The 13,033-nt window shown below is 36.6% G+C and carries 13 protein-coding genes; 3 read left to right on the top strand and 10 right to left on the bottom strand.

Annotation, left to right across the window (positions count from 1 at the left end; translation table 11 throughout):
* The 3 genes from CRJ00_RS12940 to CRJ00_RS12930 form a co-directional block, all read right to left on the bottom strand.
* Positions 1-3,117: an efflux RND transporter permease subunit gene (locus tag CRJ00_RS12940; protein WP_083206663.1), complete on the bottom strand. Its 3,117-nt coding sequence runs from the start codon at positions 3,115-3,117 to the stop codon at positions 1-3.
* 3 nt (positions 3,118-3,120) lie between these two features.
* The gene (locus CRJ00_RS12935) at positions 3,121-4,194 is read right to left on the bottom strand and encodes an efflux RND transporter periplasmic adaptor subunit (protein ID WP_083206664.1); all 1,074 of its coding nucleotides are present in this window, start codon (positions 4,192-4,194) and stop codon (positions 3,121-3,123) included.
* 220 nt (positions 4,195-4,414) lie between these two features.
* The gene (locus CRJ00_RS12930; protein WP_038330931.1) at positions 4,415-4,978 is read right to left on the bottom strand and encodes a helix-turn-helix domain-containing protein; all 564 of its coding nucleotides are present in this window, start codon (positions 4,976-4,978) and stop codon (positions 4,415-4,417) included.
* Positions 4,979-5,171: 193 nt separating this feature from the next.
* Between CRJ00_RS12930 and CRJ00_RS12925 the strand changes: the two genes are divergently transcribed.
* Positions 5,172-5,438 carry a hypothetical protein gene (locus CRJ00_RS12925; protein ID WP_038330929.1) on the top strand — a complete coding sequence of 89 codons (267 nt, stop codon included), beginning with the start codon at positions 5,172-5,174 and terminating at the stop codon, positions 5,436-5,438.
* A 42-nt stretch (positions 5,439-5,480) separates the two neighbouring features.
* Positions 5,481-5,792, top strand: a complete 312-nt coding sequence (locus CRJ00_RS12920; RefSeq protein WP_052217456.1) for a hypothetical protein — start codon at positions 5,481-5,483, stop codon at positions 5,790-5,792.
* Positions 5,793-5,960: 168 nt separating this feature from the next.
* Here the strand turns inward: CRJ00_RS12920 and CRJ00_RS12915 are convergent, their stop codons facing one another.
* From CRJ00_RS12915 to CRJ00_RS12905, 3 genes are read right to left on the bottom strand one after another with little or no spacing between them, the layout of a single operon-like run.
* Entirely contained in the window at positions 5,961-6,710 is a 750-nt protein-coding gene (locus CRJ00_RS12915; protein ID WP_038330926.1) for an SDR family NAD(P)-dependent oxidoreductase, read from the bottom strand.
* An 8-nt stretch (positions 6,711-6,718) separates the two neighbouring features.
* Positions 6,719-8,410, bottom strand: coding sequence for a 3-ketosteroid-delta-1-dehydrogenase (locus CRJ00_RS12910; RefSeq protein WP_038330924.1), 1,692 nt, complete (start codon positions 8,408-8,410; stop codon positions 6,719-6,721).
* A 23-nt stretch (positions 8,411-8,433) separates the two neighbouring features.
* On the bottom strand, positions 8,434-9,642 hold the full coding sequence (locus CRJ00_RS12905; protein WP_038330921.1) for an NADH:flavin oxidoreductase: 1,209 nt from the start codon (positions 9,640-9,642) through the stop codon (positions 8,434-8,436).
* Between the two features lie 108 nt (positions 9,643-9,750).
* On the opposite strand from CRJ00_RS12905, the gene CRJ00_RS12900 reads away from it, so the two are divergent.
* On the top strand, positions 9,751-10,299 hold the full coding sequence (locus tag CRJ00_RS12900; protein WP_052217454.1) for a TetR/AcrR family transcriptional regulator: 549 nt from the start codon (positions 9,751-9,753) through the stop codon (positions 10,297-10,299).
* A 96-nt stretch (positions 10,300-10,395) separates the two neighbouring features.
* On the opposite strand, the gene CRJ00_RS12895 is transcribed toward CRJ00_RS12900, so the two are convergent.
* The 4 genes from CRJ00_RS12895 to CRJ00_RS12880 all read right to left on the bottom strand — a co-directional run bounded on the left by CRJ00_RS12895 (position 10,396) and on the right by CRJ00_RS12880 (position 12,934).
* Positions 10,396-11,466, bottom strand: a complete 1,071-nt coding sequence (locus CRJ00_RS12895) for an iron-sulfur cluster-binding domain-containing protein (RefSeq protein WP_038330919.1) — start codon at positions 11,464-11,466, stop codon at positions 10,396-10,398.
* A gap of 105 nt (positions 11,467-11,571) precedes the next feature.
* Positions 11,572-11,976 carry a helix-turn-helix domain-containing protein gene (locus tag CRJ00_RS12890; protein ID WP_052217452.1) on the bottom strand — a complete coding sequence of 135 codons (405 nt, stop codon included), beginning with the start codon at positions 11,974-11,976 and terminating at the stop codon, positions 11,572-11,574.
* A 102-nt stretch (positions 11,977-12,078) separates the two neighbouring features.
* Positions 12,079-12,318 carry a heavy-metal-associated domain-containing protein gene (locus CRJ00_RS12885; RefSeq protein WP_038330917.1) on the bottom strand — a complete coding sequence of 80 codons (240 nt, stop codon included), beginning with the start codon at positions 12,316-12,318 and terminating at the stop codon, positions 12,079-12,081.
* Positions 12,319-12,424: 106 nt separating this feature from the next.
* On the bottom strand, positions 12,425-12,934 hold the full coding sequence (locus CRJ00_RS12880) for a plastocyanin/azurin family copper-binding protein (RefSeq protein ID WP_038330915.1): 510 nt from the start codon (positions 12,932-12,934) through the stop codon (positions 12,425-12,427).
* Positions 12,935-13,033 lie beyond the last annotated feature (99 nt).

Raw genomic sequence — 13,033 nt, 5'->3', positions numbered from 1 at the left:
TTAACTTTCGTGATGAAAATCATATTTATCGTGTATACCTTTATTCAAGGATTTCTTTGACGGTTTTACGAATCTGCTATACAATACCGGAACTATAAATAAGGTAGTAACCATAGAGACTAAAATACCTATTGATATTGTACTCGAGATCGGCCCCCATTCGGGAGAACCACTCGACATTAGCGGGATCAATCCAATAGCTGCTGCCATAGAAGTCAGGAAGATTGGGCGCATTCTTCGCTTAGCTGCTAATAGAGCCGCCTCTTTAATCGTATGTCCATGATCACGCACCAATTCATCAGCGTAGTCTACAAGGATAATTCCGTTTCGAACTACAATACCCAATAAGGCTGTAATACCGATAATTGCCATAAAACCAAATTCATAACCTGTAAGAAATAATCCCAGCATCGCTCCAAGTAAACTCAATGGGAATGATGCCAGTACGATGAACACTTTGCCCACTCGTTTGAATTGGAATAGCAGAACTAAGAATATCAACACGAAACTTATCATAAAAGCTTTTCCCATTTTAGGACCGCTTTCCAGACCATCTTCATACTCTCCTCCATAGGCAATTTTAACTCCTTTTGGTAGTTCTAAGCTATCGATTTTCGGTTGTGCCTCGGCGAACACTTCAGCAGGTTTTCTACCCAATTGTGCTTCAGAAGAAACAGTTAATGTCCGCAATCCGTTACGGTGTACAATAGCTCCCGTATGCCATGAAGGTTGTAAATCCACCACTTGTTTTAAAGGTACTTTCGCTCCAAATGATGAGGTGATGTACATATTTCCCAAAGCATCCAGATTTTGCCTGTCAGCTTCGTCCGTACGCAATAGTATATCTATGGCTTTGTTACCTTCCCACATTTGTGATATAGGAAAACCTTTTATTTTAGCACCTAAAGCCTGTGCAATCTGTGCTTTGGTAACACCTAATCGCAACGCGATATCTTCTTTTACCACAGCCTTAAGACCTACATAATCATCCTGATAATCTGTACGTACCCAATTTGCTCCTTTTGTGTTTTCTAGTATTGTCGCTACTTCTTTGGCTACTTTTTTCTGTTGCGTAATATCTTTACCAATCACACGGATCTCAATCGGAGCAGGCTGTTGTTTTTTACTTAACTGTCTAACGCGGACATATCCATTTGGCAGGAAATTATTGAATTTTTGAACATATTCATCTATCATTTCATTTGTAGCATCATTACTTTCTGTATTGATAAATATTTGCGCAAAATTTTCTCGCGGGTTTTCCGGTGAATATGTTGAATAAAATCGTGGTGAACTTGTACCAATAAAACTTGCTGTGGTAACAATACGCTTGTCTCCTGCGATTTCCTTTTCAATCTTTTTAACCGCTGCTTCTGTTTCGTGAATATTTGTACCGTTGTCCATCCACAATTCAAGATTAAATTGATTTCTTTCCACAATTGGGAAAAACTCGGTTTTCACTTGGCTTCCTACCACAAATGAAAGGAAGAAAATCGCCAGACCTGCAAACAAAGTCGTTTTCTGATATTTCATACAGAACTCTATAGCTCTGTCAAAACCATCCTGCATTCTATCTAAGAAATTCCGTTTTTTAGGTTTTTGTGCATCATGGTTTTTCAATCCTTTTTTAAGGAAATGATAACACATATATGGTGTAAGAAACAACGCGACTAAGAATGAAACTGCCAAGGCTATACTAACCGTAATTGGTATCCATTGTACGAACTCTCGTGTCATTCCTGTTAGTGTAAATGCTAATGGTAAGAATGATAGAACAATAGTAAGTGTCGCAGTGAATATCGGAACCATAAGCTGTGTTGCACTTTGCCAGGCAGCAGTCCATGATGGTACTTTTTCATCTACTTTCTCTATATAGTTGTCTACGACAATTATGGCATCATCGACAACCATTCCAAGTACAATAATCAATGCAGCTAAACTAACCTGGTGCATTTCTACACCTATCATATTCAGAATGGCAAATGTTGCCAAAATGGTTACAGGTGCCGCAATAGCAGAAATAGTAGCTACTCTAAACGGAAGCAAAATCATTACCACCAGAATAACGGCTCCAATGGCAATTGCAAACTCAATAAAGAAATGCCCTAAGTTCATATCTACTACAGCAGGCTGATCTACAATGGTATTGACCTGTACATCTGCAGGTAAAACTTCTTTTACTTCTGTTACTTTTTGGGTCAATGCTTTACCTAAGTCAACAATATTCTGACCAGGTTGCATCTCTACAGTAAGCATCATTACATCATTACCAGCTACAGTAATTTTACTTTTTAGGTCTTCATATCTTCGTTCTATTTTGGCAATATCTTGCAAACGGATATTACCACCTTGAGGAGAACTATATACAATCAGATTGCCGATTTCATTTTCATTTTGGTACTGAGCATCTGTAAAAATCAATAAGCGATTTTTGTCAATTTCAATATCTCCACTTGGGATCGTAACATTCTGCTGGCTCAATGTGGAAGCAATTTCATTGATGCCAAAACCATATTGTTTTAATACATCTTCACGAAGTGTGACATATATCTGTTGCTTCTGACCTCCGTAACGTTTTATTTTTGAAACTTGAGGAATCGTTTTAATACCGTCTTCCAATTCATCCAGATAATTTTCCAATTCGGCATATGTACGTCCAGGTGCAGACACAGCAATCATCTGAACCACCACGTCACCAAAATCACTGTTCACATACGGCCCTTGTACGCCTCGCGGAAGTATCAAAGGCATATTGGCATCTAAACCGTGCTGTAAAGTATTCCAGAATTTTTTAGTATCCTTGACGTAATCTTGCAATTCAACTGTAATTACAACCTGCCCAGGTTTACTTTCTGAATGTGTTTTTTCCTTCTTTATTTCTTCAAAACCGAACAGATATTGTTCCAGTTTATCTGTTACTTCTTTCTCAATCTGTTCTTCGTCACTTCCTGGATAAAAAGCAACGACAAGCCCTTGTCTAACTGTTATACGCGGGTCTTCGCTTCTTGGCATTGTCAATAATGAAATCAGACCTGCAAGCACCATGATAACGGTAATCGCTATCGGTACTTGTGGAAATTTCATTGCCGCTTCAATGAGGTTTATCTTTCTTTTCATAAATTATTCTGTTTTTGCGGTTGGCGCTTTCGCTGAGGCTGTTTCAGTTTTTACTTTTTGTCCTTCTTTCACATTGTTTTGTCCGGCAAGAATAATAGTTTGATTTTCATCAAGTCCGTTGGTTATTATAACCTCATCGCCTGCAATTTTACCCACAGTAACTCTTGTCAGTTTTGCATTGTTATTCTTGTCTATCACATACACATGAGGGATTTTATCAACATTGTTTATGATAGCTGTAAGTGGTACACGCACTTGTTTAACTTTAGCCGGAATACCTGCAGATACTTCGCTAATCATCCCAGGCATTAAAATACCTCCAGAATTGTCAAGACGTACTTTTAAAGTATATGCTTTGGAAATTTCATCAGCGACAGGATTGATAATTGTGATTTTACCTGTGAAATTGCGTTGCAGTGTAGGTATGTTTACTTCTACCTGCATACCTTGTTTGAAGTTTCCTATTTCGCTTTCCGGTACTGAAAACTGAGCGTATACAAGATCTGTTTTAACAATTGTAAAAGCCGGCACTCCTGGTGCTGCCATACCTCCGATTTCAGCTGATTTAACTGTAATTATTCCATTAGTAGGCGACATTAAACGGCTGTCGGCAATACGCTTTTTATTAATTTTTTTATTTGCCTGTGCCTGTGCAACTTTAGTTTTGATATCGATGTAATCTTTTTCAGGAAAACTTCCTTTTTTATACAATTCATCAAACCTTCTGAATGCATCCTCGCTCTGTTCTAATGTAGCATTGGCTATTTGCAAGGCCGCTTCATATTCTGTAGCATCTATACTTGCTAAAAACTGTCCTTTACTAACTTTTTGACCTTCATTGACACTCACATTATTGATTGTTCCGGTAACAGCGAAGCTCACGGTGGTCATATTATCTGGAACGATGGAACCTGAATAAACAACAGATTCTTCTGTTTCTGAACTTTGGATCGTACCTACTGTTACAACCGGAGGCTCATCTTTTAATTGTTTTTCTTCTTTTTGTTTACAACTCTGTATCAAACCTATCCCTATTAGGAAAAGGAATAGTAAACCTATTTTACCTGTTTTCATCATTACATTTATTTTGTTACGTTTATTTTAACTTTAGATTTCAGGGACAAAGGTCGGTTTACAACATACAAACAGCTATACGAAATGACCGCTAAAAGTTGTGAAATTTACTTTTCATAAGGTGTAATAATTGACATAAAACGAAGAGCTACTGAATGATCAGTAGCTCTTCACAGTTACATTTAACTTAAATAACAGGACGTGAATAATTCAGTCTTTTGATTTAAAGAATCAAAGTTTGATTATCCCTATCCTTTAGCTGTTTAAAATAGCTTGATGTAAAGCCTGTATGCTTTTTCAATTGATTGGAAAGGTATGCCTGACTACTATAACCTAATACATTAGCAATCTCGGTCAAAGACATTTCTGTATTCATCAAAAGTTCTTTTACTTTTTCAATCTTACAGTGAATAATGTACTTTTCAAGTGTTATTCCTTCTTCTGAAGAAAACAATGCACTCAGTGTATCGTAATTCTTGTTTAACTTATTACTTATAAGAGCTGTAAATTTTGTAGGTATTCCACTTTCCAATTGCATATTAATACCATTATCAACCAACTCTTTAATATTGTTTATTGCTTTTTGGTTTTTATTATACATTAATTCAAAGCCATTACTTTTCAGCATCGCTTCGATTGCTCCCAGTTTTTGCGAAAAAGCTACTGTATCTTTTATTATCGCTTCTCCTAGTTTTACATCCACTACTTCAAAACCCAAAATAGTTAACTCTTTTTCAAGAACATACATACATCTATTGCACACCATTCCTTTTATTAACAGTGTCATAAGCTCTATATTATATTTAAAAAACAAAATTCAGCATTTACTAAAAATAAGACTTTATGATATTTCGGTTTTCTTTTGTGATATTTTAAGAAAGTATATTCAACAACATTAAATATCATAAACTAATCAAGGAAAAGTATATATCCAGTACCATTAATCATAACGAATTTTGTAATAGACAATATCCATTAAAATGAATAGTAAAGAAATAAACGAACATCCAGTTTTAGATATATTGAAAGATTATAACGCAGGTAAAACCGGTCTGGAACTTTTTGAGAAATATGGTATATATGGTACAAATATTTTTGAATTGAAATCAAAATATAAGGATTTAAGATCCGATATCCTTTTAGAATTGGTAAATTTAAACGAAGAAAATAGCCGATTAAAAATAATGTATGCTGACTTGTCCGTACAACACCGAAAATTAAAAGATTTGTTGCAGGAGGATTTCTAAAAGTACAGCGATAGGATAATAGTAACTTAATAATATTATGATATGACAAATGTAATGTACAAATATGCCACAGTGTTGGTAGCGATTGAAAATCTTCGCAAGGAAGGTTACGATGTAGATTTTAATCTTGAAGACAACTGCTTAATTTGTGGCAACAATAAATATACTATTGATGACTTTGAAATTGAGCAAGTCTACCGATATGAGGGAGATAGCAACCCCAGTGATGAATCTACTGTTTATGGAATAGCCTCAAAAGATGGCTTAAAGGGAATTTTGGTCACTGCTTACGGTGCTTATACAGATGGAATGAGTGCTGCGATGCTTAGGAAATTATCCCTTAAAAATGAGTAGAAATTGTATTTTCAATTAAATTTAAGTACTTAAGAGAAAGTTATTAGAGGAAATTATGTTCACGTTTCAAAAACAATACATTAGCATAACTTTTTGATTAATGAGGATATAAGAAAGCCAGGTTAATTTGTAGTAACTTGGCTTGTGAAAATACATAAATGGGGTTTATTATTTGACTGTTGTTCCACCATCTACGGGTAAATTTACCCCTGTAATGTATTTTGCTTCATCTGATGCCAAGAATAATGCGGCATTCGAAATATCTTCAGCCATTCCCAATTTTTTCATAGGAATAATTCCTAGAAAATAGGCTTGATAGTCTGGACTATTCAAAAATGCCTCGCTCAAAGGTGTTAAGATATAGCCCGGATTAATGGCATTTACCCTAATTCCAAAAGGTCCGAAATCTACTGCAGCCGCTCTGGTAATGGCTGAAACCCCTCCTTTGGAAGCCGTATAAACTCCGGGGCCTGACATTCCAGTTAAAGCGGCAATCGAAGAAATATTCACGATACTCCCACCTCTTTCTTTCAGGTGTGGTAGTGCGGCCTGCATTCCCAGCATCACGCTGTTTATGTTGATGTCATATGCTTTTTTCCAGGTGTCTTCGGTTTGATCTTCAAAAGGAACTGCCACTGAAATCCCAGCATTATTGATTAAAATATCCAGTTTTCCAAAAACGCTGATTGTTTCTGGAAGTACTTTTTCAAACCAGTCTTCCCGTTTTGATACGTTATGTACTAGAGCAATGGCATCACCACCATCTGATTTGATTTTTTGTACAATAGTTTCTAATTTATCTTTTTGAATATCGGTCGCTACTACTTTTGCTCCTTCTTTGGCAAAAGAATAAGCCATAGCTTCCCCCATTCCGGAAGCTGCCCCAGTTATTATTGCTACCTTATTATTTAGTCTCATATATCTTATTATTTTTTTGCTGCGTGATGTGCTATAATATAACCAAATACCAATCCCTGCCCGATGGTTCCGCCAGCTCCGGGATATTTATTTCCAAAAATATTTGAGGCATTATTTCCCAAAGCGTACAAGCCCTGGAAAGCGGCCTGATTGGTTTTCAATACTTGTCCATGTTCGTTTGTCATCATTCCACCGCATGTTCCCAAGTCTGATAAAACGATTTTTACCGCATATAATTTTCCAGAAAGCGGTCGAAGACAATTATTAGGCATTTGTGTTGGATCTCCATAATAACGGTCGTAAGCGCTGTTGCCTTTTCCAAAATCGGTATCTTTTCCTGTAGCTGCAATGGTGTTGAACCTGCCAAATGTTTCCGTAAACGCTTCGACAGGTAATCCCACTTTTTGAGCCAGTTCAGATGCATTTTCAGCCGTAAAAGCAATTTTTGCATCAAACCACTCTTGTGGAATTTTCATTCCCGGAAAAAGTGTGCCGGCAAGCAGATAACTATTTCTGTAGTTCTGATCAAAAATCAACCACATATCTTTTATAGGCGTTCCATACTTTTCCTGTTCTAAAACGATTTGTCCAAAACTCATATAATCCACCGCTTCGTTTATAAACCTTTTTCCCGTATAGTTTACCAAAAATGATCCCGGAAGCGAACGCTCTGCCAATAATACTTGTGGTTCGCCTTCTTCTGTTAATGGAGCTATAGCAGGAAACCACCATGTTGAAGTCATATTGGTAATTTCTGCTCCAATCTTTTCTCCTAACAGAATGGTATCACCTGTATTGCCTTCGCTACCTAAACTTACATTTTTTAAAGAGGGAGATTGGTATTGGTGGCGCATTAGCATATTATGATCAAATCCGCCTCCTGCCAAAACCACACCTTTCTTCGCATTTATCTGAACCAATTTTCCGTTTTGAACCGCTTTTATTCCAGTTACTTTATCACCATCAAACAATAATTCTGTAATTGAAGTATTGGTCCAAACCGGTACACCTGACCGAAGCAAACCAGCAAACATCCCTGAAGCCAGTGCCTGACCACCACCAACTAATCGTTTTCCAATCAACAATCCGCCAATTCCCTGAATTCCTCTTTTCAGCATAATCGGTATAGACTTAAATGGTGTTTTTGTCATTAAGTTGAGCCATTTGTAATCGTAACCTGTCACTGGAACTGGTACAGGTGCCTCAAGTTGACCGGGGCGAAACCTTGCTGTGTCTTTTCCTAATAAGTTCATATTGAAAGGACGACATTCGCAGGTTCTTCCTAAGACTTTACCACCTACAACTTCTGGAAAATAATCTGAATATCCTTTTGCCCAAAAGAATTTCATAGGCGTGGTTCTCTCCAACATTTCTACTGCTGCTGAACCATTTTGCAAGAAGTTTTCCCAACGGGATTTAGGAGCATTATCTCCAACTAAATTCGTTAAATATGTTTCTCCATCTTTCAATGTATCATCGGAACCATCTTGTTTCAAAACAGGATTTGCCGGTATCCAAAATGCACCACCGGAGCGTGCAGTAGAGCCACCAACCAAAGCTGTTTTTTCGATAACTAATACTTTTAATCCTAATTCATGGGCTGCTAGTGCAGCTGCCATACCGGTTCCCGAACCTACAACTACCAAATCTACGGTAATATCTGTGGCTGTTGGCCCCGGGATTATTTCTTTCTTGCTCATATTCAGTCTTTTTTAATTATAATTTATACAGGTAGTTTAGACGAAGTAGCGTATTCGGGTATAAAAACACAGTTGGTTGTCTGAAAAACAGTAGACATACATTTATTGCATTGAATACATCTTCCTCTTCCCAACGGATTATCTTTTAATTTATTGATGATATCGGGCTCGCGAAGTAATGCCCTTCCCATCGCAACAAAGTCAAAACCTTCCTGCATAGCCGTTTGCAAATGCACATAATCATTAATTCCTCCCAACAAAATCAGTTGAGCTTTTTTCACTACTGTCTGGAATTGCCGAGCCGATTTAAGCATATAAAGATGTTCGTACGGGTATTCACCTAACACTAATTTTCCAAACCATTTTACCCCCAATCTGAAAATTCCTTTCTGTGTTTTTGACATGCCCTCTAAATCAGTTTCACCTCTGAACAGATACATTTGATTTTTTACCGAAGATCCCATCGTTAACTCAAACGCATCAACAGCGCCTGTTTCGTCCAGAATTCTTGCTGTTTGTGTGGACTCATCTAACCAGATTGAGTTTTTAATACCATCATCCATAGACATTTTAACAATAATTGCCAAACGGTCTTTCACCCTTTCTTTTACGGCAAGAAGGATTTCTTTTGCAAAACGTGTACGATTTTCAATAGAACCGCCATATTCATCTTTTCTTTTGTTGATCCAAGGACTGAAAAAAGAAGATACCAGATACAAATGCCCAAAATGAAGTTCGATCGCATCAAAATTGGCATCGGCAGCAACTTCTGCGGCATCCGCAAATTGCCTGATAATGGTTTTCATTTCCTCTCGGCCGATTTCACGACAAACCTGAAAACTAGAAGGACTTCTAAACCTTGACGGAACAATTGGTTGTACACCTGTGATTTGTTTGGTGGCTACGGGACCGGCATGCCCTAACTGTGCGGAGGCTTTTCCGCCAGCCTTATGCATCGCCTGTGTAAATTGTTTGAGGCCTGAAATATTTTCACGAACCATCAAAATTTCTCCCGGTGCTGCAAAACCTTCTGCGGAAATAGCGCAGTAGGCAATAGTTGTCATACCAACCCCTCCTTTTATAAAGCCCTCATGAAAGTCTATTAATGATTGTGTAACTTTTCCGTCAGGGCTTCTGCCTTCACTGGTTGCCGCTTTTATAACCCGATTCGGAAGAGTAATGGGTCCTAATTTTGCGGGTGAAAATACTTTATCAGGATTAATTGCATTCATAGGATATTGAAGTTATTGTTTCTTATCAAAGATAAACAAATAACAAATAAATGTTACATAGTGTAACATTTAAAAAATTATTAATTTTGCACCAATTAAAATCATTATATGAATTTGAAAGCTAGATCCGATTCTGTTCAAAATAAAGTAAAAATTGTAAAAACTGCTTTGAATCTATTCATGGAGAAAGGAATAGATATTCCATTGACTGAAATTGCCAAAGAATCTGATGTTTCCAGAATGACTTTTTATCGTCATTTTCCGGATCGGGAAGCTCTTGTGTCGGCAGTATTTCATTACAATCTAGATCAACTTGATTTATACGCTAAAGCATTGCAAGAAAACAAAAATGGATTCTATCTGTTGTTAAAAAAGGTATTGATACAACGGGTGGAATATCATAACTTTTTACCTTATATCAACGGACAGGAACAAACCTTGACTTCTTCCAGATTGTTTGAGATTTTCGAAAAACCAATTCAACTCGCAAAAAATAGCAACTTATTACGAGACGACTTTTGTTGTGAAAAAGATTTACTGATATTAATATCAATGGTAGGTGGCGCAGTTGCATATGTTCAGATGTCTGGTCAATCTGCCATTGAGCGAACATTAGAATTGCTTATGAACGGAATTAAAGTAGTTACAAAAGAGTAAGTTGCACATCTCTAGCTATTTCGATATGTCGTCAGTATTTTAATATCAAATTAAAGGCTTAACAGCATATTATTTAATCAATATCGTTTTTCTTATTCACGATACAGTTACACATACATCCGCATTTGTCGGATAGCTTTGGCACAATAAAATTATTCCCTCGGCAATATCCTGTTCTGTCAGAGCCCCATTATGGAGCATCCGTACTTCGCCATCTGTTTTTACTGCCCAACAAGCCCCACAGGTTCCGTTTTTGCAGGAACTCGCTACTTTGATATGATGCTCTTTCATTGCATCCAAAAGAGATTGCTTCGGCTGCACCTCAATGAGTGATGTGCATTCATAGGTCTGCTTTTCATCATTCTCGTAGTAGTCCTCATAGTAATTTACAATCACATCTTTTACAACACCGTCAGTTTCCAAATCTCCCACATCAACTGGAACTGGGTCGAAATATTCCAAATGAATATTTTCTTCTGGAATATTCAATCCTGTTAAGGCATTTTTATATAAATCCATTAAGCCGGTAGGTCCACAAATGTAGTAATGGGCATCGTTTATTTCAGGAACAAGTCGTTTGATTATGGAACGAAGTACCAATAGAGAGAATCGTCCTGCAATATGATTGATTTTAGTAGAGATAAATTCGGGGGAAGTAAAGGAATAGCATATTTCGAGACTTTCATTTATCTCTAAAGTTTCCAGTTCATTATAAAAAATAGTTTCACTTGGCGTTTTATTACTGTATATCAGTAAGGGAATTTGACGACTACTATCAATACTATTGAGCATAGAGAATAAAGGTGCGATACCGCTACCACCGGCCAAAAGAACTATTTTGGATTGTCCAGCTATTGTATCTTCCAAAACAAAATTCCCAAACGGTGCTTCAATTTCCCATATTTCTATTTGGTCTGCATTTTCAAAAATATAGTTACTCATTTTTCCTCCAGTTACTCTTTTTACAGTAATAGCTGGATTAGGATCTGAGGGTTTGGAACTAAATGAATACGAGCGAATTACCATCTCTCCATCTATGTTGCATCTGATGTTTAGATACTGACCAGGCAAGTAGGAAAATTGTTGTTGATCGGTTTCAAAGTATATGGTCAGAGTATCCTGTGTTTCCTTCACAGTTTTATGGGTTCGCCATGTAAATTTCTTCATTTTAAATAATTTCTATCTGCTTTGTTATCTTTAAAAGGAAACCTCTACTTGTTGTTCACAAAGAGAGGTTCATCAAAACATGATATTTGATAATTAAATTTCGTTTTACTTTTCTTGCTGTCTTCTGATAATTGCCAGCTTGTTTTTTCTTATCTGTTTGAAATGGGCAGACGTTAATCCTGTATAGGTCTTTAATTGCTCGGTAAGCTCCGAAGCTTTTTTATAACCTAACGATTTTGCAATTTGCGTGATAGTTTGCTCGGTATATACCAGCAATTCTTTTACCTTTTCAATTATTCGCTTTGTAAATATAATTTCAAGGCTGACATCACATTTTAAAAGAAACAGATTGTTCAGTTCTTGATAATCCGTATTGAGTTCGCTTGTTATCTGAATCGCAAACGGAGCAGATGAACCTGTATCCAATTGGGTCTGAATAATCTGATCTGCTACCCGGTGTACTTTCGTTATTACATCCGAACAGTCACCTAATTTTAATTGATGTAACATAACTTTTTATGTTAGAGATTGGGAAACACTGTTTTGGTACCCTAAGAGTAAATGGAGAAAAGCCCAGGGATATATTCAGCAAATCCCCGAGCAATATTGAACTTACACGCAGCAAGAGCAGCTTGACGTTTTTTCGCTATCTCCGCCATCTACTTTGTAGCCAGCTTTCTCAATAGCCTGGACCAACTCTTGTTTCACACTATCATTCTCTATTGAAACAGCAAGTTTCCCTGCTTCTAATTTTTCAATAGTAACGCCATTAATATCTTTGATTGCTCCATTTACTCTTGATTGGCAGTGAGCACTTTGCATGTCTGGTATGCTTAATTCCAAATTTTTCATTTTATCTTATTTTTAATGTTTAACAAATTTCCGTCTTAATTTGATACTTATTATTATGGTATTCCTTGTAAGATTTGTGACTTTTACTGATTTTAAAATTATGATTTTATTCTACAATGAACTTACCCTTCATATAGATGTAGTGGCCTGGGAAAGAACATAAAAAATCATAAGAACCTTTTGCAGGAGCATTAAAAGTAATTTCGGTAGTTTGTCCGCCACCAATCATATCTGTTTTGGTAATAACGGCTTTTTCCATTTCTTTTGGAATATAGTCATTATCTTTAGCATTGATTGCTGCATTAGCGAAAGCATTGAAGTCTGTACCTTGTGCAAGAATAACAACATTATGTCCCATTGCTTCAATTGGTGCTTTTCCGGTATGCTTAAGAATCAACTTTACAGTTTGTCCTTCTTTTACTTTAAGTTCGGTTTTATCAAATTTCATATCATCACCGCCACTGATGGTCAACTCAACTTCGTTTGCTTGTTCCGTCGGGACAGTTGTTTGTTCTAATACAGGCTGATTGTTTTCTTGTACACTTTGTTCTGTTTTCTTATTATTGTTACAAGCAGTAAATATGATTACTGACAAGCCTAAAACTAACTTTTTCATTTTCTATGTATTTTTAAATTGTTATCTTATACTGCAAATTTCAGTACATTTGTTATCCTAAATATTATGCAATTCCTTTTTAGATTTATGATATTTACT

The organism is Sphingobacterium sp. 1.A.4 (genome assembly GCF_002734245.1).
Classification (GTDB): Bacteria; Bacteroidota; Bacteroidia; order Sphingobacteriales; family Sphingobacteriaceae; genus Sphingobacterium; species Sphingobacterium tenebrionis.
Note: the sequence above shows the minus strand (reverse complement) of the source record. Positions and strands in the feature narration are given on the sequence as shown.

Bases quoted from the DNA above. Each gene is read 5' to 3' on its own strand.
- CRJ00_RS12900 (WP_052217454.1), top strand. From the start codon at position 9,751: ATGAATTTGAAAGCTAGATCCGATTCTGTTCAAAATAAAGTAAAAATT.
- CRJ00_RS12890 (WP_052217452.1), bottom strand. From the start codon at position 11,976: ATGTTACATCAATTAAAATTAGGTGACTGTTCGGATGTAATAACGAAA.
- CRJ00_RS12885 (WP_038330917.1), bottom strand. From the start codon at position 12,318: ATGAAAAATTTGGAATTAAGCATACCAGACATGCAAAGTGCTCACTGC.
- CRJ00_RS12930 (WP_038330931.1), bottom strand. From the start codon at position 4,978: ATGACACTGTTAATAAAAGGAATGGTGTGCAATAGATGTATGTATGTT.
- CRJ00_RS12920 (WP_052217456.1), top strand. From the start codon at position 5,481: ATGACAAATGTAATGTACAAATATGCCACAGTGTTGGTAGCGATTGAA.
- CRJ00_RS12880 (WP_038330915.1), bottom strand. From the start codon at position 12,934: ATGAAAAAGTTAGTTTTAGGCTTGTCAGTAATCATATTTACTGCTTGT.
- CRJ00_RS12935 (WP_083206664.1), bottom strand. From the start codon at position 4,194: ATGATGAAAACAGGTAAAATAGGTTTACTATTCCTTTTCCTAATAGGG.
- CRJ00_RS12925 (WP_038330929.1), top strand. From the start codon at position 5,172: ATGAATAGTAAAGAAATAAACGAACATCCAGTTTTAGATATATTGAAA.
- CRJ00_RS12910 (WP_038330924.1), bottom strand. From the start codon at position 8,410: ATGAGCAAGAAAGAAATAATCCCGGGGCCAACAGCCACAGATATTACC.
- CRJ00_RS12940 (WP_083206663.1), bottom strand. From the start codon at position 3,117: ATGAAAAGAAAGATAAACCTCATTGAAGCGGCAATGAAATTTCCACAA.
- CRJ00_RS12905 (WP_038330921.1), bottom strand. From the start codon at position 9,642: ATGAATGCAATTAATCCTGATAAAGTATTTTCACCCGCAAAATTAGGA.
- CRJ00_RS12895 (WP_038330919.1), bottom strand. From the start codon at position 11,466: ATGAAGAAATTTACATGGCGAACCCATAAAACTGTGAAGGAAACACAG.
- CRJ00_RS12915 (WP_038330926.1), bottom strand. From the start codon at position 6,710: ATGAGACTAAATAATAAGGTAGCAATAATAACTGGGGCAGCTTCCGGA.